Source organism: Candidiatus Paracoxiella cheracis (assembly GCF_049348705.1).
Taxonomy (GTDB): Bacteria; Pseudomonadota; Gammaproteobacteria; order Coxiellales; family Coxiellaceae; genus Paracoxiella; species Paracoxiella cheracis.
This window is the reverse complement of sequence record NZ_CP186485.1, coordinates 1,053,808-1,075,579: the sequence shown is the minus strand read 5'-3', so window position 1 is coordinate 1,075,579 and position 21,772 is coordinate 1,053,808. Positions and strand designations below refer to the sequence as shown.

The following is a 21,772-nucleotide window of genomic DNA, read 5'->3' as shown; positions in this document are numbered from 1 at the left end:
TGTTTTTTATTGCCGTTTATTACTTTAATCACTTGCCGTGACAAAAACAGCATCTGGGTTTTTGACTTTGCGGGGGCGTTTTAAAAAAGACAAAAATACGATGGCGAGCAGCAAATATGCCGGCAACATTAACAATGCTAAATGATAATCGTGTAAACTAAAATAATGCACGCCATTCACAACTTTGCCATCCCAAAACAAATCTAATACTTTTCCTGCCAAGGGTTCTGAAAAGGCGCCAAACACTGCATCACCGGTATTGATGAGTGCGATTACGGATGCAGCCAAACCAACGGCGTTCATTTCTTTCCCCATGGCAAAACCTAGCATGAATGCACCCGTGCCAAAGCCAAATAAAAATAACAAAAACCCTTCCAACCAAACGGAAATAGCAGGCAGATACACAGCAAGCGCTAAACTAAAAAATGATAGCAGCAAGCCAAACAACATGACGCCAAAACGTTTTCCTAAACGATCCGACAAAAATCCTAGCAATGGCGCACCAAGCGCTAAACCCATAAACGCGCACGTCACTAAACTGGCCGCTCCCGACTTTGTTAAATGAAAATCTTCTTGTAAAAAAGGATTTCCCCAGAGGCCGCCAAACACTGCCAGCGGAGAAAATGCTAATCCACTATAAAACATCAACAACCAATTATGTTTTTTCTTAAGCAAGGAAAGACAGTTTTTTAACGTCGGTGAATCAAGAGTTATTGTTTTTGTGGCTGGTATTGTTGGATCAGGCGTTTTGTTTCTTACAACGAGATAATATGAAGACGAAAGTGCTAAACCTAGCAAACCGCAATACAATAGCGCAGACTGCCAACCAACGCTTGAAACTAAGTAAGCGAGCGGGAGCTGCCCTGCCATCGAACCGATCATCGCGGCCGTCGCTAATAAGCCGCCGACAAAGGCAAACTGTCTTGGCTCAAACCACACCGCTGCCATTTTCATGTAACTCACTGTTGCGAATGCAGCACCCACACCGACTAACCCTCTGGCGATGGATGCCTCGAATAACGTTTGGGACTCTGCAAACCAAAAGGCCCCGACACCGCTAACCAACAACGCAAGCGCCGTCAACAAGCGAGGATTGTACTTATCGAGCAAAGGCCCCACAAATAGCTGCACGACCAAATAAGCACAAAAGAAGGTAGCGGCTAAATTACCAAGCCCCGTGCCGTTGATATGGAAATGCTGCATTAGATCATTGGTCATTACACTCGGCGAGACTTGCAGCACATACTTATAAAATAGAAATAAGGCTGCGAACGTGATAACGACCCAAGGGTAGCCGCGTAATAAGAGTTGTTTTCTACCAGTATTCATTGTTTCTTTCTTTGATTTAGCTTTACTCCCTACCCTAAAACAGGTTGCCAGCAACCGCCCTGCCTGTCAATATCCGGGCATAATTGCTATACCGGTATTTACTAAGCTGCTAGGCTTTTGCCATGGAACGTTGATAGGTTTCTTTAATGAATAAGGTTAATATCGCAGCCAAAAACAATCCGACGGGCAAAATGCTCAATGCCATCGTATAATGCGTACTACTATAAACGCGGATGCCGTGCTCCATTCGCCCATCCCACAGCCAATCCAGAATATCACCCACGACCGGCTGAAAAATAAATCCACCCATCATGATAACGAAATTGGCAAACGCCACAGCCGTACCCGAAATTTTATGCGCATTGTTTTCTTTACTCAGCGTAAAACACAATGGATGTGGCCCACAGGCAAGTCCAAACAAGAATAACAAAATATATAACGCTAGAAACGGTAACTGATGATCAAATAAGATGATAGTAGAAATAATGGTTGAACCAAAAGCAGCTATCACCAGTGGAATTTTGCGCGAACCAAACACATCTGAAATTGCGCAACTAAAAAAGCTCGAGCAAATCCAACCCATCAACATGACAGACACACCTAACGCTGCGTCTTCGGGTGACAGATGATGCACTTGCTCTAAATAAGGGATCGCCCAAACATCTAAAAAAACTGAAGATGGCATATAAAGCAAAGCACCCACAACGCCGATAAACCACATTTGTGGGTTTTTAATCATTATCATTAAATAATCTTTTAATTGTCTGAAATTCAATGCGTGCGCTTCTTCATCTGCAACTGCCGCTTTGGTCGTGGATTTAAAGGGCTTGTCACGGACAATCAGTATAATTAATAAAAATAATATAACGCCAACTGCCAACGGAAAATATAAGGCAAGTTTAAAACCCTGGAAGTGAACGACGTGAGTCAGGTAGATATCCGTAAAAATAGCGGCAACCATACCAAAACCCGTAACAAGCCCGGTGGCAGTTGCAAAATATTGACGAGGCAACCATACCGAAGCGAGTTTTAATGCCGTTACATAAGCAAATGCAGCACCAAATCCCACCATAAACCGACCGAGCAGTGCAAGGTGAAAGTTTTTAAAGGAGGCAAATATCACAACGCCGACTGTGCTGATCAAACAAGCAAAAATTAATGAACGACGCGGCCCAATGCGGTCGACGGACATGCCGACCGGCAGTTGCATGGGCGCATAAGCGAAATAATAAAAAGCCGTTAATAGCCCGAATCCACCCGCCGTAATATGAAAGTAGCCACGCAATTGCTCCTCCATCACGCTCGGATAGACCCGAAGTAAATAGGCAAAGCAGTAGTATAAAACGCCGGTAGCAAAAATCGTCCAGGCTAATAGACGAATGTTTTGACCCAGGAGCTTCCCTGGTTGGATTCCCTCGTCGGTCGTTAGCAATTGATCTTCTACATCCACGTTATGCACTCCTCGTCAAACTCTACACAATGACAGGGTATTTTTAGCGCCCAGATTACATAAAGAGCTGCGGTTTTACAACTATCTTTCTGTTTTTAATCAATTCGATTAAATTTTTACCAACCCAAAACCCGGTAAACCCTATCCATACAACCATACCGATGATCCTCAGCAGAACCTTGAACACCAGGATAAGTGGGTTTGAGTGTGAACATCCCCAAAAATGATAGTCTTGGAGTATGCTTTGCCTCGCTCAGGCTAGTTTCAACGAGGGTGGCTGTTGCTGGCTGATCTTTGAATCTCTTCTTAATCCTATCCACTGCTTCAGATTTTCGAACTGCAGTTTGCAGCTCTGGACCCACTTCTGAATTCACATGACGTTCTAAAAGTTGTTGGTGATCTGTTTCTGCGTTTTCTGCCTCTGACCGTGGTGTTTCTGTTGCGCCCGTCACTCTTAAAACCCAGTTAAAAAAATTATTAACGGGTTTTATACTTGGCAACACTGACCCACAAAAAGTAGCAACTGCGCAGCCATTAAGAATTGACCCCGCATAAAGCTGAAGCATTTTCGGATAAAAATTATTTAGGAAGGCTAAAATACCCCCCATCTCATCGTTTAAATCTATTCCCTCTGCTTCAAAGCTCATCGAAAGTCCTGACCACCAATCAATCATTCTCATAATAAAAAAAAGAGTAGCTGGAATGGACAGCATGCGAATAAAATTACGACAGCCACCTTGTTTAGGATTATAAAATGCAGACATCATAGGAAAAAACAAACCATCAAACGTCCTAGATAAAAATTGAGAACTTTGCTCTAAATAATACAAAATATGTGGAATCGCTGCAGGTTCTCGTAAATACCATCTGTCTCCCAGACCAGGGTGGATACGATTCCACCCTCTTCTTGCTGAGTCTCTCCAAAACGGTACGACACTTAACCCCCCTAACGTTAGAAGAAAACTAAGCGCTCCTCGTACCCGATTCCATAAGGTGTAAACCTTCAGACTTGATCTGACACTCCTGGTCAGTTAGAGTAAAATTTAATTGACCAACCTTAAACAACCAACACGAGGAGTGTCATTATGACCAGTGTATCCGAAAAGATTATCAAACCCAAATTAGGTTTACTAGAGCTGTCTAAACAATTGGGAAATGTTTCACAAGCCTGCAAGGTTATGGGTTATTCACGCGACAGTTTTTACCGTTTCAAAACACTTTATGAAAATGGTGGCGAAGAAGCACTCCATGATATGAGTAAGAAGAAACCGAATGAAAAAAATAGAGTGCCGTTACATGTAGAAGAAGCGGTAATTGCTTTGGCTATTGAAAACCCAGCGTTAGGTCAGGCACGTGCGGCCAATGAATTACTGGCGCGAGGCATTATCGTATCGAGCAGCGGAGTTCGTTCGGTGTGGCTACGTAATGATCTAGAGACTTTTAAGAAGCGACTAAAAGCGCTTGAAGCGAAATCGGCGCAAGACGGTATGTTATTAACGGAAGAACAATGACAAGCATTAGAAAAATCAAAACGAGAAAAAGAAGCGCACGGCGAGATTGAAACAGAACACCCAGGTTATTTAGGTTCTCAGGATACGTATTATGTTGGCACGATGAAGGGCGTTGGCCGTATTTATGAGCAGACTTTTGTCGATACCTATAGCAGAATCGCTTTTGCGAAGTTATACACGGAGAAAACAGCGATGACGGCAGCTCATTTATTAAATGAACGTGTATTGCCATGGTTTAATGAGCAAGGTATCCGATTGCTGCGTATGCTCACGGATCGCGGGACGGAATATTGTGGAAAAATTGAGAACCACGCCTATCAACTTTATTTAGCAGTTGAAGACATTGACCATTCGAAAACACGCGCACGTTCTCCGCAGACCAATGGTATTTGTGAACGTTTTCATAAAACGATTAAACAAGAATTTTATGATGTTGCTTTTCGAAAAAAAATATATCGTTCCCTAGAAGAATTACAACAAGACGTTGATGCGTGGATCAAAACATATAATGAGGTCAGGCCCCATTCCGGCGAGCGTTGTTATGGAAAAACACCCATGCAAACTTTTCTTGATGCAAAGCATTTGGCACAAGAAAAAGAATTAGATAAACTATGTAAAACTATTCCAAGCGTGTCGGCAGATGAATTGAATAAGGCGCACAGTAATCACGACACGCAACTGGTAGAGGAGTAATTAGAATCCGATCTATCGGACAGAAAATATGTCCGATAAATCTCAACTGTCAGATCAAGTCGAGAGTTCTACACATAAGGCATGTATCACTTGAGAAGGTGTTCTTTCCGTTGCAGTTACCTGTTCGATAATTAATTTCAACGAATCATCGCTTAAAGCATCTTTAGCATCATCTCTTAGAATGTTAATTGTGTTACTAGGATAACCTCAGTTCTGGATAACTGCGTATAAATTATTCTTTATATTGTTGGTTTTTATTCCTGGTTTGTTTGGTCGCCAAGAATAGGCAATTAGCGCTGCAAGGGTATTGACTAAAAAATTAATCGGACTACGATGACGCGAATGCTCAACATGATACAAGTTTTTCAACTGATCGATAATCGTTTCTACGATGCCACGTTGTTTTAGGAAAAACTTTTCAAATGCAGAAAGCATTTTGTTCTTCATATTTTTACGGACTTTTGTCACAAATTTTAAATCGTGTTTTGCCAAATCGTCCGCAAGATCTTTTCCAAGATACCCTTTATCGCCAGCGCCCAACCCCTTTAAATTAGCCATTAATTTTCTAACAACAGCGCGATCATCCACGTTCCCTTTCGTTAAACAAAAACGGATTAATTCCCCTTGATGATTAATCACAATATGTAGTTTAAAGCCGTAAACCCAGCCCATTGTGCTTTTACTGCGTTTAGCAATGCCTTTGAAAACCTTGTTTCGATAAATTCGTTTATTGTGGCATACGCGTAGTGTAGTTGAGTCAATATAATACAATCCCGTGTGTTTGCCCTTTCTCGAAAGCAAATAGGCGGCGAGCATCATTAGCGCTGCTGATTGGCAGGCGACAAAACGTGTGTAACTCAGCGCCGTAGGAAAATACTTCTTCATGTCTTGTAAAACACATCCACAATAAAAATCCTTAAATGTGCGATAGTGACTCATTTGAAACAACACAATGATGGTGCCAATTTCAGACAAGCTCATTTGCATCGCTCGATCTCGTTTTCTGTCTGGGTTCGGTAGCAAATACTTTGATTGACCTTTCAAATAATCCTTGCAAAAATCATCCATATCACAAAAAATCTCCGTGACCGGTGCCAACATGATTAACTCCTGTTACATTATTTAGCTGTAATTTTGGAGCTAAATTTTAGCGGTTCCGGTCTTTTTTTCAATTATTTCATTCACTTATTCCTTTTCTTATACAGAACTCAGGTTATAAATATAAAGATCAAGGGAAAATTATCAAGGATGGATGAGGACTCAGCCAGAGGCACCGCTATATTCGACGGCAAATTGAAATCACCCTGGGCATCTGGCGGAATGCCATCCTTCGCGAGTTGAGCATTTACGTATGAAGTAGCGAATGCATATAGAGCAATAGGAATACCCAGTGTAAATTGTGAATCGCTTTGCATAAAATCTCCTTATTTTTAATTAGTTTGCGCCGAAGCATAATCCGAAATCTCACAGAAATATACAGTACTACTTTAAAGTTCGATTAAAAAATGCCTTCTTCAGGGAATGTTAAGAATTTTACTTAAGGGTTTTCTTAGCGCTTGCTTAAGAACGTCACTAGGAATCTACTGTCAGCCAAAAATAGATTTCAATTTCGATACGTAAGCAATTGAAATTGTTTAATGAGAAGCCGTCTTGCCCAATGATCTGATTTTTAAACGCGGTAGGCACTCAGCACACAGAAATCCAATGAGGACCAATAACCCACCGATTTCGGTGTAATGGGTAATGCGTTCACCGTTGATATAGACTGCAAAAATAGAGGCAAATACAGGCTCAAAGGTATAGATCAATGCCGCTTTAGTCACCGTTGTATATTTTTGAAAGGCATTTTGAATATAAAATGTAAAACATGTTGCAAAAATAGAACAAAACAATACCGCAACTATTACAGATTCATTTAAAACAAAATGTGCATGTTTGTAAAACGACACAGCCAATGGGATTGGGACAGCGAATAAAATCTGATAAAACACCAATAAAAATAGATCCAATGACTTCTGTGTGATGCGTTGTAAGGTAATGATGAATAATGTATAGGTCAGCGCACAACCCAAAGTCCAATAATCACCAACCGTAAGGTGTGATAAACTTGCACCGGTTAAGATAAAAATACCCAGCAAAGTTATCAATGCAACGACAATATCGATAAAGCGCGGTCGTCCGGTTCCAAAGAGTGGTGATAAAAACGGGACAAGAATGACTGAAGATGCTGTAATAAAGGCGGAATTGGCCGAGCTGGTGGTTTCTAATCCTATAGATTGAGTGATATAGATAGCGCTGCTTAAGACTCCAACAACTAGCCCACCGAGCAACATAAAGACAGTGGTCTTGTGGAATCTGTGGATGACAAAGGGCAGCATTACCAGTGTTGCCATCAACATACGCAAGGCCACAAAGGCCGAAGGATCAATGTCTACGACCGCATTCTTAATGAGTGGAAACGTAAGGCCCCATATCACCGTAACGCCGATAAGCGCTATGATTGCGTTGTTCGATTTTTGCATCGGGCGATTATACTAAAAGTCACTACCCTAATAAAAGCCATTTTTTTGACAGGGAACGGTACGATTGATTACAATTTCCACCTGATTACAGGAAAGTAGTATGGCGACGGTCGAACTGCCTAACCCCTTATTTGACACCCTTCAGTATCATGCCGATCAACTGGCAGCGCTACAAAACCACCCTTTTGCCGATGATTATCGACACGCGGCTGAATTCATCTATAGCTATCGTGGCAGCAGCGCAACATTTAATGCCTATCGCCGTGAAATCGAACGTTTATTGCAATGGAGTGCTCATATTATCCATCAACCTCTAAAACAATTAAAACGACAGGATATCGAAAATTTCATTCAATTTTGTCAGCAGCCACCAAATACCTGGATTGCCCTTAAAAAATGCGATCGCTTTATTTTAAAAGATGGAAAACGTGTGCCAAATCCGGAGTGGCGACCGTTTGTGGTGACCGTCAGTAAAACGGCAAGACGCGCAGGACAACAACCCAATATCAATGAATATGCTTTATCGCAAAAAGCATTACAGGCTATTTTCTCGATACTCAGCAGCTTTTTTAATTATTTAATTCAGGAAGACTATGTTGAGTTTAATCCGGTTTCACAAATCCGACAAAAAAGTCGCTATTTTCGCAAACAACAACATCAAACACCGATTCGTCGTCTCTCGGAATTGCAATGGTCTTATGTCATCGAAACCGCAGAAAAAATGGCAACCGCCGACCCACTGCACGAACGAACCTTATTTATCATGAATGCCTTATTCGGCATGTATTTACGAATTTCGGAGTTAGCAGCTTCGCAACGTTGGACCCCGCAAATGGGAGATTTTTTTCGTGACCTCGATGGCAATTGGTGGTTTCGCACAGTGGGCAAAGGCAATAAAGAGCGACAAATTGCCGTCAGCGATGCCATGTTAACTTCACTAAAACGTTATCGCGAAAGTTTAGGGTTATCTCCCCTGCCCGATCTGGGTGAAAATAAACCACTATTAAATAGAACCAAAGGCAAAGGCCCCATTAGCAGCACCCGACACATTCGCGAAATTGTGCAATCGTGTTTTGATGCAGCCGTTGATCGCATGGTTCAAGATGGTTTCAGTGAGGATGCCCAACAACTCAACGCCGCCACCGTACATTGGCTACGCCATACGGGCATTTCTGAGGACGTGAAGATTCGCCCGCGCGAGCATGTGCGAGACGATGCCGGCCACGGCTCAAGCGCCATCACCGATCGCTATATCGACGTTGAGCTGCGAGAGCGCCACGCCTCTGGGAAAAAGAAACGCATCAAGCCCGATGATTTGGTATAATAACGGCATGAAGAAACACCCCGCTATTATCATCGGCACCGGACTTGCCGGTTACAATCTGGCCCGAGAATTTCGCAAAATCGACACGGAGACACGGTTGCAATTGTTTACCGTGGATAAGGGGCGGTATTATTCAAAGCCTGTTTTGTCCAATGCGCTCACGAACCAGAAAACAGCCGATGAGCTTGCATTGGCAGATGCTGGCAAGATGCAGCAGCAATTACAAGCGGATATTTTCACAGAAACTGCCGTTGAATCTATTGATACGCAAGATAAACACATCGTTGCCAATGGCCAGTTGTACCCCTATTCAAAACTCGTGTTCGCCTGTGGCGCTTCGCAAATTTCGCCATTAATTGCAGGCGATGCCGTTTCACACGTGTGCTCGATTAATAATTTAATGCAGTATGCTGAGTTTAGAAAACGGCTTGAACCCAAACAACACATCGCCATTATTGGTGCTGGTTTTATTGGGTGTGAGTTTGCTAACGATCTCAATAATGTCGGCTATAAAGTTTCCGTGATTGCGCATTCAGCCTATCCACTCGATCGACTCATACCCGAAAACGTCGGCAAATCATTGCAAGCAGCCTTATCAAAAGAAGGTGTTGAGTGGCATTTAGGAAAAAACGTGACGCAGATTAATAAAGTGAATAGCCGATTTCAAATCACGTTAAATGATGGCACCGTTTTAAATGCTGACAATGTTTTAATGTCTGTCGGATTGCGTGCCAATACAACACTTGCACAAGCCGCCGGCATTTCGGTGAATAAAGGCATTGTAGCGAATGCTTTTTTGGAAACGAGCGCAGATGATGTTTACGCATTAGGTGATTGTGCTGAAGTCGCGGGTGAAATACGACAGTTTGTTGCACCGATTAATTATTGTGTTAAAGGGCTTGCAAAAACACTCACTGGTGAGCCGACTGCAATTCAGTTTCCACACATGCCGATCGTTGTTAAAACACCGGCTTGTCCCATTACAATTGTAAATCCCTCAAAAAATAATGAAGGGCGTTGGCAAATAGAAGAAAATGATCTTGTCACCAAGGCATTATTTTACAACGACGATAATCAATTAACGGGCTTTGTGTTAACGGGAAAAGGCAAAGAACTCATGCTCGCTCGCCAGCAGTTGTTGCAGCAGTTATAAGGTAATCAAAATTCTCAAACCTAGACAACTGTAGCTCTACACGATAAGCTGTTTGAAAAGGATATGGAACGCAAACATGTCAGAAAAACACAACCTCATATTAAACACTGACTCATACAAAGCCTCGCACTACTTACAATACCCACCCAACACCTCACAAATTTCATGTTACATCGAATCGCGCGGTGGCAAATACCCACAAACACTTTTTTTTGGTTTGCAAATGTATCTCAAAGAATACCTTTCTAAACCCATCACCCGTGAAAACATCGATGAAGCCGAAGACTTCTTACGTGACCATGGATTGCCATTTAACCGCGAAGGTTGGGAGCATATCCTTAAAAAACACGGGGGTTATTTGCCGATTGCCATCGAGGCTGTTCCAGAAGGAACCGTGATGCCGCTTCACAATGTGATGGCACAAGTGGGCAACACAGACCCCGAATGTTTTTGGTTAACAACATATATTGAAACCTCCCTGCTACGCGCTGTTTGGTACCCTACCACAGTTGCCACTTCATCGTGGCACTGCAAAGAAATTATCCGCCGTTATCTTTTAGAAACAGCAGAAAGCCTAGATGGTTTGCCTTTCAAATTACATGATTTTGGCGCACGCGGTGTGAGCTCACAAGAATCTGCCGAAATTGGTGGCGCTGCGCATTTAGTCAACTTTGCTGGCACCGACACGTTAGCGGGCATCATTGCCGCACAACGATATTACAGCGAACCGATGGCCGCTTATTCCATTCCGGCTGCAGAACACTCCACTATTGTCACGTGGGGAAAAAACAATGAATCTGAAGCTTACAAGCATATTCTCAAGCAATTTAGTAAAAAAAATCAGATGATTTCAATCGTGAGTGACGCTTACGATATTTGGCATGCGCTCAACGATATTTGGGGTGATGAATTAAAACAGCAAGTCGTTGATAATCCAGGCGTGCTCGTGATTCGTCCTGACAGCGGCGATCCTGCAACAATTGTGACTAAAACCATCGAGATTTTAATGGCGAAATTTGGTTCAACAATAAATTCAAAAGGCTACCATGTCTTGCCAAATAATTTACGAATTATTCAAGGAGATGGCGTTAATATTAAAACCATCGCATCATGTTTAGACGCTATGAAGGCAAAAAAACAAAGTGCCGAAAATATTGCTTTTGGCATGGGTGGCGCCTTATTGCAAAAGCTCGATCGTGATACGCAAGAATTTGCGATGAAACCCAATGCCATTGAGCGAGATGGTCAATGGTTTGATGTGTATAAAACGCCTAAAACAGATATGAGCAAAGAATCAAAACCGGGACGCTTAGCCTTGATTCATGATGATCGGGAAGGATTTAAAACCATCCGGATCGAAGAACTAGGCAATCGTGAGAATATACTCATCCCGATTTTTAAAGACGGCAAACTTCTCAAGGAGTGGTCTTTCAAAGAAATCCGCGATCGTTCTGAAACTTTTTTGTAACTGACAGGTAACTCATATGGCCATTTGGAAAGAAAAAATTGATATCGAAGAAGCCACAAAGCGCAGCAAAGGCACAATGGTGGAATATTTGGGTATTGAATTTATTGAGATTGGAGATGATTACGTCAAGGCGAGAATGCCTGTTGATCATCGTACCCATCAACCGATTGGCATCATGCATGGTGGTGCTTCTTGCGTGCTCGCTGAAACCGCTGGCAGTATCGCCGCGAATTATTGTGTCGAACATGCCAAGCAGTATTGCGTGGGCCTTGCTATCAATACCAACCACATTCGCTCTATTCGTGAGGGTTATGTTATCGGCACTGCCACACCCTATCACCTGGGTCGAAGCACGCAGGTTTGGGGAATACAGATCGTGGATGAAAATGATCGTTTAATTTCTGTTAATCGACTCACGATGGCGGTACTCGATCGTAAGTGATCTTAAACCCAATTACTTAAACTTAAACCCACGCCAACACTGTTGGTGTAATGATCGTACTCAATCAAGCTTTGACCATATCCGCTAAAAAATTGAATATAGCCGTGCAGAAAACCGTGAATCGGAAACGCATAATCGAGTTCAATAGCACCACGACTAAAGCCACTCTCAAAGGTATTACGCAACATTAATGAAACTTCTTGATTATAAAATTTGTAGGCGATGACAATTCGTTCGTATCCTAAATAATGCGCGATATTGGGGTTATGCAAATCACTCGATTCGTTTTTGAAAATTAAAATCCAGGGACGCAGGCTGATGATAAAGTTATCCTTAGTGTACATCATATCAACGAACAAACGATTCCAACTGCGCTCTAACTGTCCGCCTTGACCGTTAGATTGATGCACGACGCCAAACCAGCCTAACCACGTAGGCTTAAAGCGATAACTAAAATACAAAGCAGGCTCGTAATCGGTTTCACGAAACCATTGTGATTTCGCATAAAACTGCCAATACGATAGCTGCGTGTAATACATGTTCAAAGAAAGCTTGCTATTGAACATGTGAAGCCAAAGCGGGAATTTGAAACTTAACTGGGCCTTAAATTCTTCGTTGAGAATACGCTGATTGTCTGGTGTCGTTCCTGCATACACAGAATTATAGGCCCTACCCGTATAATAGAACGGTAGAATGTAGGTGGGTTGATAAAACGAAATACCATAATGGTCTTCTTGAAATGATTTTTCTTGTTCGAGTTGTGTACGCAAAGCAGCCCGCTCTTGCGGGGTTAACGAATTCAAAAACTGATCGACCTTCTGTTCAGTGGTTTCATCGACAGGACATTCGTAGGTATAAATATACCGTTTATGACTCTTACTATATTTCTTTGTGTAATGACAGTTTTCATATTGCGTTGCATCTGATGGCGTTGGTATACCATCTGGATAGATGGGAACGCCTGCAATAGCAGTACATGAAAGAAAGGTTAAAGCTACTATAAATATTATTTTATTCAAAGAATTAAGCATTATTATTTTTCTTCTTAAGTTTTAAAAATAGATGATTTTCAAGGCCATAAGGAAATGACTGTGGCGATAATGCGCACAGTTTACGCTAAAAATGTTACCTAATGCAACTTTAACTTGGGTTTTACTCGATGAGTTACGAGTTTTGCAAAATTAATGATCAGCACACGCCACCAGCCGTGCAGTTTGTTTTGATGCATTTTATATATTGGACTTTGGATAAATTTATAAAAATAATTAAAAATTGCTTGACATAGAAACCGAAAAAAAATTTTACGTTGTAAACAACGTTTGTTCGAAAAAATAAAATAAGGAACAAACGATGTTAGCGACAGAAAAACTAAAACAATTCCGTACATTCCTCTACAACATCTTCCCCGCGCGACGCGATGCCAATATGAATTTACTCGATGCCCTTTCAAGCCATGGCCATCGCTGCAAAACACCCATAGAATTATGTGAATCGCCATACTTTGAACGTGAATACAGTAGTATTACCGATGCGATTAGCGATGGTTTGTCGGTAGCAAATTGTTGGGATAGCATGATGAAAATACAATAACCTCAGTTCTGGATAACTGCGTATAAATTATTCTTTATATTGTTGGTTTTTATTCCTGGTTTGTTTGGTCGCCAAGAATAGGCAATTAGCGCTGCAAGGGTATTGACTAAAAAATTAATCGGACTACGATGACGCGAATGCTCAACATGATACAAGTTTTTCAACTGATCGATAATCGTTTCTACGATGCCACGTTGTTTTAGGAAAAACTTTTCAAATGCAGAAAGCATTTTGTTCTTCATATTTTTACGGACTTTTGTCACAAATTTTAAATCGTGTTTTGCCAAATCGTCCGCAAGATCTTTTCCAAGATACCCTTTATCGCCAGCGCCCAACCCCTTTAAATTAGCCATTAATTTTCTAACAACAGCGCGATCATCCACGTTCCCTTTCGTTAAACAAAAACGGATTAATTCCCCTTGATGATTAATCACAATATGTAGTTTAAAGCCGTAAACCCAGCCCATTGTGCTTTTACTGCGTTTAGCAATGCCTTTGAAAACCTTGTTTCGATAAATTCGTTTATTGTGGCATACGCGTAGTGTAGTTGAGTCAATATAATACAATCCCGTGTGTTTGCCCTTTCTCGAAAGCAAATAGGCGGCGAGCATCATTAGCGCTGCTGATTGGCAGGCGACAAAACGTGTGTAACTCAGCGCCGTAGGAAAATACTTCTTCATGTCTTGTAAAACACATCCACAATAAAAATCCTTAAATGTGCGATAGTGACTCATTTGAAACAACACAATGATGGTGCCAATTTCAGACAAGCTCATTTGCATCGCTCGATCTCGTTTTCTGTCTGGGTTCGGTAGCAAATACTTTGATTGACCTTTCAAATAATCCTTGCAAAAATCATCCATATCACAAAAAATCTCCGTGACCGGTGCCAACATGATTAACTCCTGTTACATTATTTAGCTGTAATTTTGGAGCTAAATTTTAGCGGTTCCGGTCTTTTTTTCAATTATTTCATTCACTCGATGCGCGCCATGGAGAGCGAAGCGAAGGCGCGTATTCCGCGGTAGGCTCGGATTTTTTGCCGAGCGTAAGCGACTGCAAAAAATCTTTACGAGCCGTCAAGTCATTTGAGAGCCCGTGCGTAGTCGAGCCGTGAGGTCGCGGAGCGCGGGCGACCAGGACGTCCGCGGCTATTTAAGTTGTCGCGTATTGCGAGTCGATTATTGACAGGGATGGCAATAATCTATCACGAGCATCGCGACACGCTTGAAATTCTTGTTTAATCGTTTTATGAAAACGTTCACAAATACCATTGGTCTGCGGAGAACGTGCGCGTGTTTTCGAATGGTCAATGTCTTCAACTGCTAAATAAAGTTGATAGGCGTGGTTCTCAATTTTTCCACAATATTCCGCCCCGCGATCCGTGAGCATACGCAGCAATCGGATACCTTGCTCATTAAACCATGGCAATACACGTTCATTTAATAAATGAGCTGCCGTCATCGCTGTTTTCTCCGTGTATAACTTGGCAAAAGCGATTCTGCTATAGGTATCGACAAAAGTCTGCTCATAAATACGGCCAACACCCTCGATGCGCGCCATGGAGAGCGAAGCGAAGGGGCGTATTCCGCGGCAGGCTGGGATTTTTTGCCGAGCGTAAGCGACTGCAAAAAATCTTTACGAGCCGTCGAGTCAGTTTAGAGCCCGTGGGTAGTCGAGCCGTGAGGTCGCGGAGCGCGGGTGAGGAGGACGTCCGCGGTTATTTAAGTTGTCGCGTATTGCGAGTCGATTATTGACAGGGATGGCAATAATCTATCACGAGCATCGCGACACGCTTGCCAGGAATAAAAACCAACAATATAAAGAATAATTTATACGCAGTTATCCAGAACTGAGGTTACAATATGAACATGTGAGTCATAGCGATGACCGTGTGATCATTATTGCGGATACGACACCACAGTCGCGTCAAAGTGCACACTGTGTTGAAGATCGCCATGTGGTTTACAGCCCTAATCCAGCACCGGGTAACAAACCGATTACCATTGGACATGAATATTCAACGGTATCACTATTGCCCAATGATGGTGCAGCTCAAGAAAAGCATTGGTTAGTTCCACTGGATACGAGGCGCGTTAAAAGCGATGAAAAAGGCAATGTAGTTGGGATGCAGCAAATTAACCGTTGTATTGCAGACTTAGCGCTTACTCATAAATTGGTGGTTAGCGTGGCTGATTCAAAATATGGTACAGAAGCTTGCCGTAAACTGGTTAGCGAAAATCCCAATTGGGTACATCTTTTCCGTTTTAACAGTACCCGTAATGTTTTCGCGCCCGCATCAATAGAAGATAATACCTCAGGAAGTATAAAACGCTATGGTGATGCGATGAAACTAAACGACAGCACGACTCACCGTGAATCCGATGAGATTGTGCAGCAACCCATTACAACCCGCAGTGGCAAAACTTACCAATTGGAGATTAAAATATGGCGTGACCAATTACTGCGTGGTTCAAAGCAATTTAAAGGATATGAGCATCCTGTTACTGTTGTGCAATTGGTTGCGGTTGATGCTAACGGTAAATCTTTATATAAAAATCCACTCTGGTTAGGACTCGCTGGTGAACGACGTAATGAAATCACAGCATTAGAAGCGTATCACTATTACGATAGACGCTATGACATTGAACACTACTTTCGTTTTGGTAAAGACAAACTGTTATTTGACCGATACCAAACACCGGATGTTAAGCACGAAGAAGATTGGTGGCGGATGACAGCATTAGCGTATACGCAACTTTATCTAGCGAGGAATCTTGCCCCGATTTTACCGAAAAAATGGGAGCGGTATTTGCCGAGCTTCCAAGTGGATAACGAAAAACCATCAATAACTGCGACCCCTTCACAAACGCAACGGGGTTTTTCTACGGTGCTTGATACCGTTGGCACGCCTGCTAATCTCTGCAAACCACGCGGTAATCCGCAAGGCAGAACCAAAGGTGATACGCAGGGGAAACGCACGCGACATCCTGCTATTTTCAAAAATAGCAACTCAAAAATTAAAACGATTCAGAGGACTGAAGAAAAGACGCAAAACTCAGACCCTGAAAAAATAGAGGATTTGATTGGGATAGTAAAATCATGGTTGGATAAAATAAATTTTACACCTGAGAAATTCTACGAATTGCTGCAAAAAACAGGTTAAGATTTAGAAACTCACATTTTTTGATTATTGTCCTAACTGGCAAGGGATTTTATTTATCCAAAGTCCAATATATAGAGAAATATAGAATAAACGAGCGAGAAATCCCTCGATCAAGACGTTTTTTAACATTTTACCCATGAGATCGCCAATCGTCCCCTTCCGGCTCAATGAAATTAACGAGCCATAATCACGATATTTATATTCTAACGATGCCTTACCCGCCATTACATTTATAATGGATTTAACAAGTAACGAAGCTTGTTGATGAGCAGCCTGTGCGCGAGCCGGAACCATTTTACCATTTGGCATAGGACACGCAGCGCTATCACCAAACACAAAAATTTTATCATCCAATGTTGTTTGTAAGGTTGGTTTCACCAGCAATTGACGACTAGCGTTTGTTTCAAGGCCATCGAGTTCGGCTAAAATTTTAGGACCTCGAATTCCCGCCGCCCATATTTTTAATGCAGCAGGAATGAACTTTCCGCTCGCGGTGTAAACACCCTCTTCTGTCACTTTGGTCACCCGTTCGTCTGTAGCGACCTCGATGTGACGGCGCTTTAATTCTAGCATTGTTAAATTACTAATGCGTTCAGGTAAAGCAGGTAAAATTCGATCGGCCGCTTCGATGATTGTAATTTTAATTTCATCTTCACCATCTAAATGTTTTAAGCCGTATTCGGCTGCTTGTTGTATCGCATAATGCAATTCAGCAGACAATTCAACACCTGTTGCGCCACCACCTACAATTACAGTATCTAACCTTTGCTTACCAATAATTTGATTCAGGAAAAACTGCTGAAAATCTTTCGCTTCTTCACTTGAATCTAAATAATAACAATATTTATCGGTGCCTGGGATATCATAATTATTTGATATGCTACCAATAGCAATGACAAGTATATCGTAATGTAACGTTTGCTCTGAAGCAGGTTGGTTATTGTCATGACTGGGCTGAAATTTGATAGTAATCGTTTGCTCTTTTCGATTTAATCCCGTCAATTCTCCCACTTGAAATTGATAATAATGTGAATGGGCATGTGTAATATAATTCACTTCATTTTCATTCGTATCGAGTGTTCCCGCCGCTACTTCATGCAACAAGGGTTTCCAAACGTGAGTCAATGAACGATCCACCAATGTGATGTTCACTTTATGATGTTTACCAAGTCGATGGCCCAGCATGGTCGCTAATTCTAGACCGCCAGCACCACCACCTACGATGACAATATGAGGTAATTGATTCATGTTACTACTATAACATGCTAGCTAGACTTCGTGGACAGCGACCCAGTATACTAGGACTCTAATAAATCCAGCATCGAAAGAAGCTAAAAGGAGCTAGCATCCATGAGTACGAAAAAATCAGGGGGCCTCGCTGGTATTGTGGCAGGAAAGTCAGGTATTTGTACCGTTGGTCAAGAAGGTGTAGGGCTGCATTATCGTGGCTATGCCATTGAGGATCTCGCAAGAAACGCTACGTTCGAAGAAGTTGCTTATTTATTAATCTACAGTAAACTCCCCAGTCAAAAAGAGCTCAATGCCTATCGTGACACTTTAGTAAAACTTCGCCGACTGCCACAACCACTCAAAACCGTTTTAGAACAAATTCCCGGTAACGCACACCCTATGGATGTTTTGCGAACGGGTTGCTCTATTTTAGGCTCGCTAGAACCAGAAACTCACTCGCATGGTGCCATTGCTATTGCCGATCGTTTGATTGCAAGTTTTCCTGCGATGCTATTGTATTGGTATCACTTTCAAAAAAGTGGAAAACGCATCGATACTGAATTAAAAGATGACAGTCAAGCAGCTTATTTTTTACATTTATTACACGGAAAAAAACCCGACCCCGAACAAGCACGCATGCTAGATGTCTCCATGATTTTATATGCCGAGCACGAATTTAATGCCTCTACTTTTGCGGCCCGAGTGACGGCTGCAACCCTATCCGATTTTTATTCAGCCATTTGTAGTGCTATTGGCACATTACGTGGCCCTTTACACGGTGGTGCCAATGAAGAAGCTTATAAACTCATTAGCCGGTTTAACTCACCAGATGAGGCTGAAGCTGGCGTGAACAAAATGCTTGCTAAAAAAGAATTAATTATGGGTTTTGGTCATCGTGTTTATACGATATCGGATCCACGTTCGGATATTATTAAAGCCTGGTCTGAAAAATTAGCCAAACATATCGGCGACAAAACTTTCTTTCCTATATCAGAACGCATTGAAAAAATAATGTGGTATCAAAAAAAATTATTTCCTAATCTCGATTTTTATAGTGCTTCTGCTTATGCATTTTGCGATATTCCTACCGATATGTTCACTCCATTATTTGTGATGTCACGCGTGAGCGGCTGGTCAGCACACATTATCGAGCAGCGTGCCGATAATAAATTAATACGGCCTATTTCCGAATATATCGGCCCTGCTCCACGTGAATTTATAGCGATTGAAGATAGATAGATAATTATGAAAAATGATAAGCCTGAGTTTGATAAGGAAATTCGCGACGTTGCGGATTATGTTTTAAATTACAACATCGACAGCGAATTGGCTGTCAATACCGCACGGTATTGTTTGCTGGATACCCTGGCGTGCGGCTTTTTAGCCTTAGCAAACCCTCATTGCACTAAATTATTAGGTCCGGTTGTGCCTGGTGCGACTTTAAAAAAAGGCGCGCGAGTACCCGGCACACGTTACGAATTGGAACCCGTGCAAGCAGCTTTTAATATTGGCGCGCTCGTTAGATGGTTAGATTTTAACGACACATGGTTGGCCGCCGAATGGGGACACCCTTCTGATAATCTCGGCGGCATTTTAGCCGTTGCGGATTATTTGAATCGACAAAAAAAACAATCACTCACAATCCGTGATGTTTTACATGCAATGATTAAGGCACACGAGATTCAAGGTGTGATTGCGCTAGAAAATAGTTTTAACCGTGTGGGACTCGATCACGTTGTTTTAGTAAAAGTCGCAACCACTGCTGTCACTACAAAAATGTTTGGCGGAGATTATGAAAAAATTTGTAACGCTTTATCTCTTGCATGGGTCGATGGGCAAAGCTTACGAACGTATCGCCATGCACCCAATACCGGTTCACGTAAATCTTGGGCAGCAGGTGATGCAACCAGTCGCGGTGTGCGTTTGGCATTAATTGCGATGGCTGGAGAAATGGGATATCCCAGTGTTTTAACAGCGCCGACATGGGGTTTTTACGATGCCACATTTCGTGGTAATCATTTCAAGTTTCAACGGCCATATGGCACATATGTCATGGAAAATATTTTATTTAAAATTTCTTTTCCGGCTGAATTTCATGCTCAAACAGCAGTAGAGTGTGCTTTTGCATTGCATGATCAAGTCAAAAATCGTCTCGACGATATAGCAAAAATCATCGTAAAAACGCAGGAATCTGCCGTTCGAATCATCGATAAAAAAGGTCCGCTACATAACCCAGCGGATCGTGACCACTGTCTTCAATACATGATTGCTATCGGATTAATTTACGGTGAACTAACTGCAGCTTATTATGAAGATGATGTGGCCGAAGACCCTCGTATCGATCAGTTACGAGAAAAAATGGAAGTGATCGAAGAACCGCGCTTTACGCAAGAATACCTTGATCCCGATAAACGATCGATCGGCAATGCAATTCAAATCTTTTTTACGGATGGGTCAAACACGGAAGAAATTTCGATTGACTATCCCGTCGGTCACCGTCGCCGCCGCGATGAAGGAATTCCACTTTTAATGGAAAAGTTCCAAAAAAGTGTTAATAGCCATTTTGACAAAAAACAAGCCGAAAAAATCACTGCCTTGTGCAATGATGCTCGAAAATTGGATGCAATGCCGGTAGATAAGTTCATGCAAATTCTGGCCAAATAAATGCAATATAGACTCAATACCAAAAAACCACATTTGCTTTCTTTGATCTTATTGATCAGCTTTCCATCTGTGGCCACTGTTTTAATAAGTCCTGCACTTCCAGCCATCGGTGATTTTTTTGTTGTTTCCAATGGAAAAGCGCAACAACTCATCACTTTATTTATCATTGGTTATGCAATCGGACAACTGATTTACTCGCCCTTTGCAAATCGATATGGACGAAAAATAGCCGTTTATTTGGGCATTGCCGTCTACATACTTAGTTGTATCGTTTGTTTAGTGGGTATTTATATTCATAGTTTTGATGTACTTTTGATAGGGCGTTTCTTAATGGCACTCGGCTCTGCTGTTGGGATGATTATCAGTTTCACTATTATTAATGATTTTTATTTTCCAGAACAAGCACGCCCCGTTGTTAGTTATACTGTTTTAGCTTATGCCTTTATGCCAGCGCTAGCTGTATTTTTAGGCGGTATTATCACCTCTCACATTTCCTGGATTGCTTGTTTTTATTTTTATTTAATCTACGGCGGCATCATTTTACTCACTAGCGCTCCCTTGCCAGAAACATTACAGAGAAAAAGTCTGGATGCTTTACAACTTAAACCATTACTTCATTCTTATTCAAAAGCCTTTAAAAATTTGCGCCTTATCATCTTTTCACTCATTTACGGTTTAATGGCATCTTTTGTTTATATCGTTAGCAGCGGCGCACCTTTTATTGCTATCGATGAAATTGGCTTAACTCCCGGTGTTTATGGTGCCCTGTTATTAATTCCCTATTGCGGACAATTGATTGGAGCATTGACGTCTGGGAGAATCAGCAAGCATTTATCTTCTTATAAAGTAATCACCATCGGCTATAGTAGTACGATATTGGGTACTTTATTTATGTTTATTTGTTTCGTTCTCGGCTGGATCAATACATTCAGCTTAATGGCACCCATCTTTTTTATCATGATGGGATTGCCCATGGTTTATAGCAGTGTCACGGTAATGGCTTTAGTTGGTTACGAAGATAAAGCGACCGGCTCTGCCGTGATGAGTTTTACTACGATGACAGTAACTTTTATTACAACGGTCATTTTGACACTCTTGCCTACCCGACATGCACTAGTAATGCCTTCACTTTTTGTTTTCGTTTTAATTTTAGCTGTTATAGTGGTTTGGCAGGCGTGGATTCGATTCAAAGATTAGGCTTTAAGAGCTGCTCTTAAAGCCATTACCCGT

18 protein-coding genes and 2 pseudogenes are annotated in these 21,772 nt (G+C 41.9%); 10 read left to right on the top strand and 10 right to left on the bottom strand.

Features of this window, described 5'->3' with window-relative positions; genetic code table 11:
- Window positions 1-24: 24 nt before the first annotated feature.
- The 3 genes from ACJMKR_RS05520 to ACJMKR_RS05510 all read right to left on the bottom strand — a co-directional run bounded on the left by ACJMKR_RS05520 (window position 25) and on the right by ACJMKR_RS05510 (window position 3,546).
- A complete protein-coding gene (locus ACJMKR_RS05520) occupies window positions 25-1,218 on the bottom strand; it encodes an MFS transporter (protein WP_423064133.1) in 1,194 nt (397 codons plus the stop codon).
- A 220-nt stretch (window positions 1,219-1,438) separates the two neighbouring features.
- Window positions 1,439-2,779 (bottom strand): MFS transporter, encoded by a 1,341-nt coding sequence (locus tag ACJMKR_RS05515; protein ID WP_423064132.1) that lies wholly within the window; start codon window positions 2,777-2,779, stop codon window positions 1,439-1,441.
- A 116-nt stretch (window positions 2,780-2,895) separates the two neighbouring features.
- Window positions 2,896-3,546: a hypothetical protein gene (locus ACJMKR_RS05510; protein ID WP_423064131.1), complete on the bottom strand. Its 651-nt coding sequence runs from the start codon at window positions 3,544-3,546 to the stop codon at window positions 2,896-2,898.
- 318 nt (window positions 3,547-3,864) lie between these two features.
- On the opposite strand from ACJMKR_RS05510, the pseudogene ACJMKR_RS05505 reads away from it, so the two are divergent.
- Window positions 3,865-4,983 (top strand): annotated as a pseudogene (locus ACJMKR_RS05505) (IS481 family transposase).
- Window positions 4,984-5,190: 207 nt separating this feature from the next.
- On the opposite strand, the gene ACJMKR_RS05500 reads toward ACJMKR_RS05505, so the two are convergent.
- The 3 genes from ACJMKR_RS05500 to ACJMKR_RS05490 all read right to left on the bottom strand — a co-directional run bounded on the left by ACJMKR_RS05500 (window position 5,191) and on the right by ACJMKR_RS05490 (window position 7,505).
- Window positions 5,191-6,084: an IS982 family transposase gene (locus ACJMKR_RS05500; protein ID WP_423062298.1), complete on the bottom strand. Its 894-nt coding sequence runs from the start codon at window positions 6,082-6,084 to the stop codon at window positions 5,191-5,193.
- A gap of 107 nt (window positions 6,085-6,191) precedes the next feature.
- Window positions 6,192-6,398, bottom strand: a complete 207-nt coding sequence (locus ACJMKR_RS05495) for a hypothetical protein (protein WP_423064130.1) — start codon at window positions 6,396-6,398, stop codon at window positions 6,192-6,194.
- Window positions 6,399-6,617: 219 nt separating this feature from the next.
- On the bottom strand, window positions 6,618-7,505 hold the full coding sequence (locus tag ACJMKR_RS05490) for a DMT family transporter (protein ID WP_423064129.1): 888 nt from the start codon (window positions 7,503-7,505) through the stop codon (window positions 6,618-6,620).
- 100 nt (window positions 7,506-7,605) lie between these two features.
- Between ACJMKR_RS05490 and ACJMKR_RS05485 the strand changes: the two genes are divergently transcribed.
- The 4 genes from ACJMKR_RS05485 (at window position 7,606) to ACJMKR_RS05470 (ending at window position 11,892) form a co-directional block, all read left to right on the top strand.
- Entirely contained in the window at window positions 7,606-8,829 is a 1,224-nt protein-coding gene (locus ACJMKR_RS05485; RefSeq protein WP_423064128.1) for a tyrosine-type recombinase/integrase, read from the top strand.
- Window positions 8,816-9,982, top strand: a complete 1,167-nt coding sequence (locus ACJMKR_RS05480) for an FAD-dependent oxidoreductase (RefSeq protein ID WP_423064127.1) — start codon at window positions 8,816-8,818, stop codon at window positions 9,980-9,982. The genes ACJMKR_RS05485 and ACJMKR_RS05480 overlap by 14 nt, the downstream gene beginning before the upstream one ends.
- 76 nt (window positions 9,983-10,058) lie before the next feature.
- A complete protein-coding gene (locus ACJMKR_RS05475) occupies window positions 10,059-11,450 on the top strand; it encodes a nicotinate phosphoribosyltransferase (protein WP_423064126.1) in 1,392 nt (463 codons plus the stop codon).
- A 16-nt stretch (window positions 11,451-11,466) separates the two neighbouring features.
- The gene (locus ACJMKR_RS05470; RefSeq protein ID WP_423064125.1) at window positions 11,467-11,892 is read left to right on the top strand and encodes a hotdog fold thioesterase; all 426 of its coding nucleotides are present in this window, start codon (window positions 11,467-11,469) and stop codon (window positions 11,890-11,892) included.
- A gap of 2 nt (window positions 11,893-11,894) precedes the next feature.
- Here the strand turns inward: ACJMKR_RS05470 and ACJMKR_RS05465 are convergent, their stop codons facing one another.
- Entirely contained in the window at window positions 11,895-12,923 is a 1,029-nt protein-coding gene (locus tag ACJMKR_RS05465; RefSeq protein ID WP_423064124.1) for a phospholipase A, read from the bottom strand.
- 319 nt (window positions 12,924-13,242) lie between these two features.
- Here ACJMKR_RS05465 and ACJMKR_RS05460 point away from each other — a divergent pair, with 319 nt between their 5' ends.
- On the top strand, window positions 13,243-13,482 hold the full coding sequence (locus ACJMKR_RS05460) for a hypothetical protein (RefSeq protein WP_423062672.1): 240 nt from the start codon (window positions 13,243-13,245) through the stop codon (window positions 13,480-13,482).
- Between the two features lie 2 nt (window positions 13,483-13,484).
- Here the strand turns inward: ACJMKR_RS05460 and ACJMKR_RS05455 are convergent, their stop codons facing one another.
- Window positions 13,485-14,378 carry an IS982 family transposase gene (locus ACJMKR_RS05455; protein WP_423062298.1) on the bottom strand — a complete coding sequence of 298 codons (894 nt, stop codon included), beginning with the start codon at window positions 14,376-14,378 and terminating at the stop codon, window positions 13,485-13,487.
- A gap of 334 nt (window positions 14,379-14,712) precedes the next feature.
- Window positions 14,713-15,033, bottom strand: a pseudogene (locus ACJMKR_RS05450) (IS481 family transposase); the annotation flags it as partial.
- Between the two features lie 322 nt (window positions 15,034-15,355).
- Between ACJMKR_RS05450 and ACJMKR_RS05445 the strand changes: the two are divergent.
- Window positions 15,356-16,648 (top strand): transposase, encoded by a 1,293-nt coding sequence (locus tag ACJMKR_RS05445; RefSeq protein WP_423064123.1) that lies wholly within the window; start codon window positions 15,356-15,358, stop codon window positions 16,646-16,648.
- A 24-nt stretch (window positions 16,649-16,672) separates the two neighbouring features.
- Here the strand turns inward: ACJMKR_RS05445 and ACJMKR_RS05440 are convergent, their stop codons facing one another.
- Window positions 16,673-17,896 carry an NAD(P)/FAD-dependent oxidoreductase gene (locus ACJMKR_RS05440; protein WP_423064122.1) on the bottom strand — a complete coding sequence of 408 codons (1,224 nt, stop codon included), beginning with the start codon at window positions 17,894-17,896 and terminating at the stop codon, window positions 16,673-16,675.
- Window positions 17,897-17,998: 102 nt separating this feature from the next.
- On the opposite strand from ACJMKR_RS05440, the gene prpC reads away from it, so the two are divergent.
- The 3 genes from prpC to ACJMKR_RS05425 are packed head-to-tail and all read left to right on the top strand — an operon-like array spanning window position 17,999 to window position 21,739.
- The gene (gene prpC / locus ACJMKR_RS05435; protein WP_423064121.1) at window positions 17,999-19,117 is read left to right on the top strand and encodes a bifunctional 2-methylcitrate synthase/citrate synthase; all 1,119 of its coding nucleotides are present in this window, start codon (window positions 17,999-18,001) and stop codon (window positions 19,115-19,117) included.
- 6 nt (window positions 19,118-19,123) lie between these two features.
- Complete coding sequence (locus ACJMKR_RS05430; RefSeq protein ID WP_423064120.1) at window positions 19,124-20,542, top strand: bifunctional 2-methylcitrate dehydratase/aconitate hydratase; 1,419 nt, start codon at window positions 19,124-19,126, stop codon at window positions 20,540-20,542.
- On the top strand, window positions 20,543-21,739 hold the full coding sequence (locus tag ACJMKR_RS05425) for an MFS transporter (protein ID WP_423064119.1): 1,197 nt from the start codon (window positions 20,543-20,545) through the stop codon (window positions 21,737-21,739).
- Window positions 21,740-21,772 lie beyond the last annotated feature (33 nt).

Bases quoted from the DNA above. Each gene is read 5' to 3' on its own strand.
- ACJMKR_RS05430 (WP_423064120.1), top strand. From the start codon at position 19,124: ATGAAAAATGATAAGCCTGAGTTTGATAAGGAAATTCGCGACGTTGCG.
- ACJMKR_RS05470 (WP_423064125.1), top strand. From the start codon at position 11,467: ATGGCCATTTGGAAAGAAAAAATTGATATCGAAGAAGCCACAAAGCGC.
- ACJMKR_RS05520 (WP_423064133.1), bottom strand. From the start codon at position 1,218: ATGACCAATGATCTAATGCAGCATTTCCATATCAACGGCACGGGGCTT.
- ACJMKR_RS05500 (WP_423062298.1), bottom strand. From the start codon at position 6,084: ATGTTGGCACCGGTCACGGAGATTTTTTGTGATATGGATGATTTTTGC.
- ACJMKR_RS05490 (WP_423064129.1), bottom strand. From the start codon at position 7,505: ATGCAAAAATCGAACAACGCAATCATAGCGCTTATCGGCGTTACGGTG.
- ACJMKR_RS05510 (WP_423064131.1), bottom strand. From the start codon at position 3,546: ATGATGTCTGCATTTTATAATCCTAAACAAGGTGGCTGTCGTAATTTT.
- ACJMKR_RS05455 (WP_423062298.1), bottom strand. From the start codon at position 14,378: ATGTTGGCACCGGTCACGGAGATTTTTTGTGATATGGATGATTTTTGC.
- prpC (WP_423064121.1), top strand. From the start codon at position 17,999: ATGAGTACGAAAAAATCAGGGGGCCTCGCTGGTATTGTGGCAGGAAAG.
- ACJMKR_RS05485 (WP_423064128.1), top strand. From the start codon at position 7,606: ATGGCGACGGTCGAACTGCCTAACCCCTTATTTGACACCCTTCAGTAT.
- ACJMKR_RS05425 (WP_423064119.1), top strand. From the start codon at position 20,543: ATGCAATATAGACTCAATACCAAAAAACCACATTTGCTTTCTTTGATC.
- ACJMKR_RS05480 (WP_423064127.1), top strand. From the start codon at position 8,816: ATGATTTGGTATAATAACGGCATGAAGAAACACCCCGCTATTATCATC.
- ACJMKR_RS05460 (WP_423062672.1), top strand. From the start codon at position 13,243: ATGTTAGCGACAGAAAAACTAAAACAATTCCGTACATTCCTCTACAAC.
- ACJMKR_RS05475 (WP_423064126.1), top strand. From the start codon at position 10,059: ATGTCAGAAAAACACAACCTCATATTAAACACTGACTCATACAAAGCC.
- ACJMKR_RS05440 (WP_423064122.1), bottom strand. From the start codon at position 17,896: ATGAATCAATTACCTCATATTGTCATCGTAGGTGGTGGTGCTGGCGGT.
- ACJMKR_RS05495 (WP_423064130.1), bottom strand. From the start codon at position 6,398: ATGCAAAGCGATTCACAATTTACACTGGGTATTCCTATTGCTCTATAT.
- ACJMKR_RS05465 (WP_423064124.1), bottom strand. From the start codon at position 12,923: ATGCTTAATTCTTTGAATAAAATAATATTTATAGTAGCTTTAACCTTT.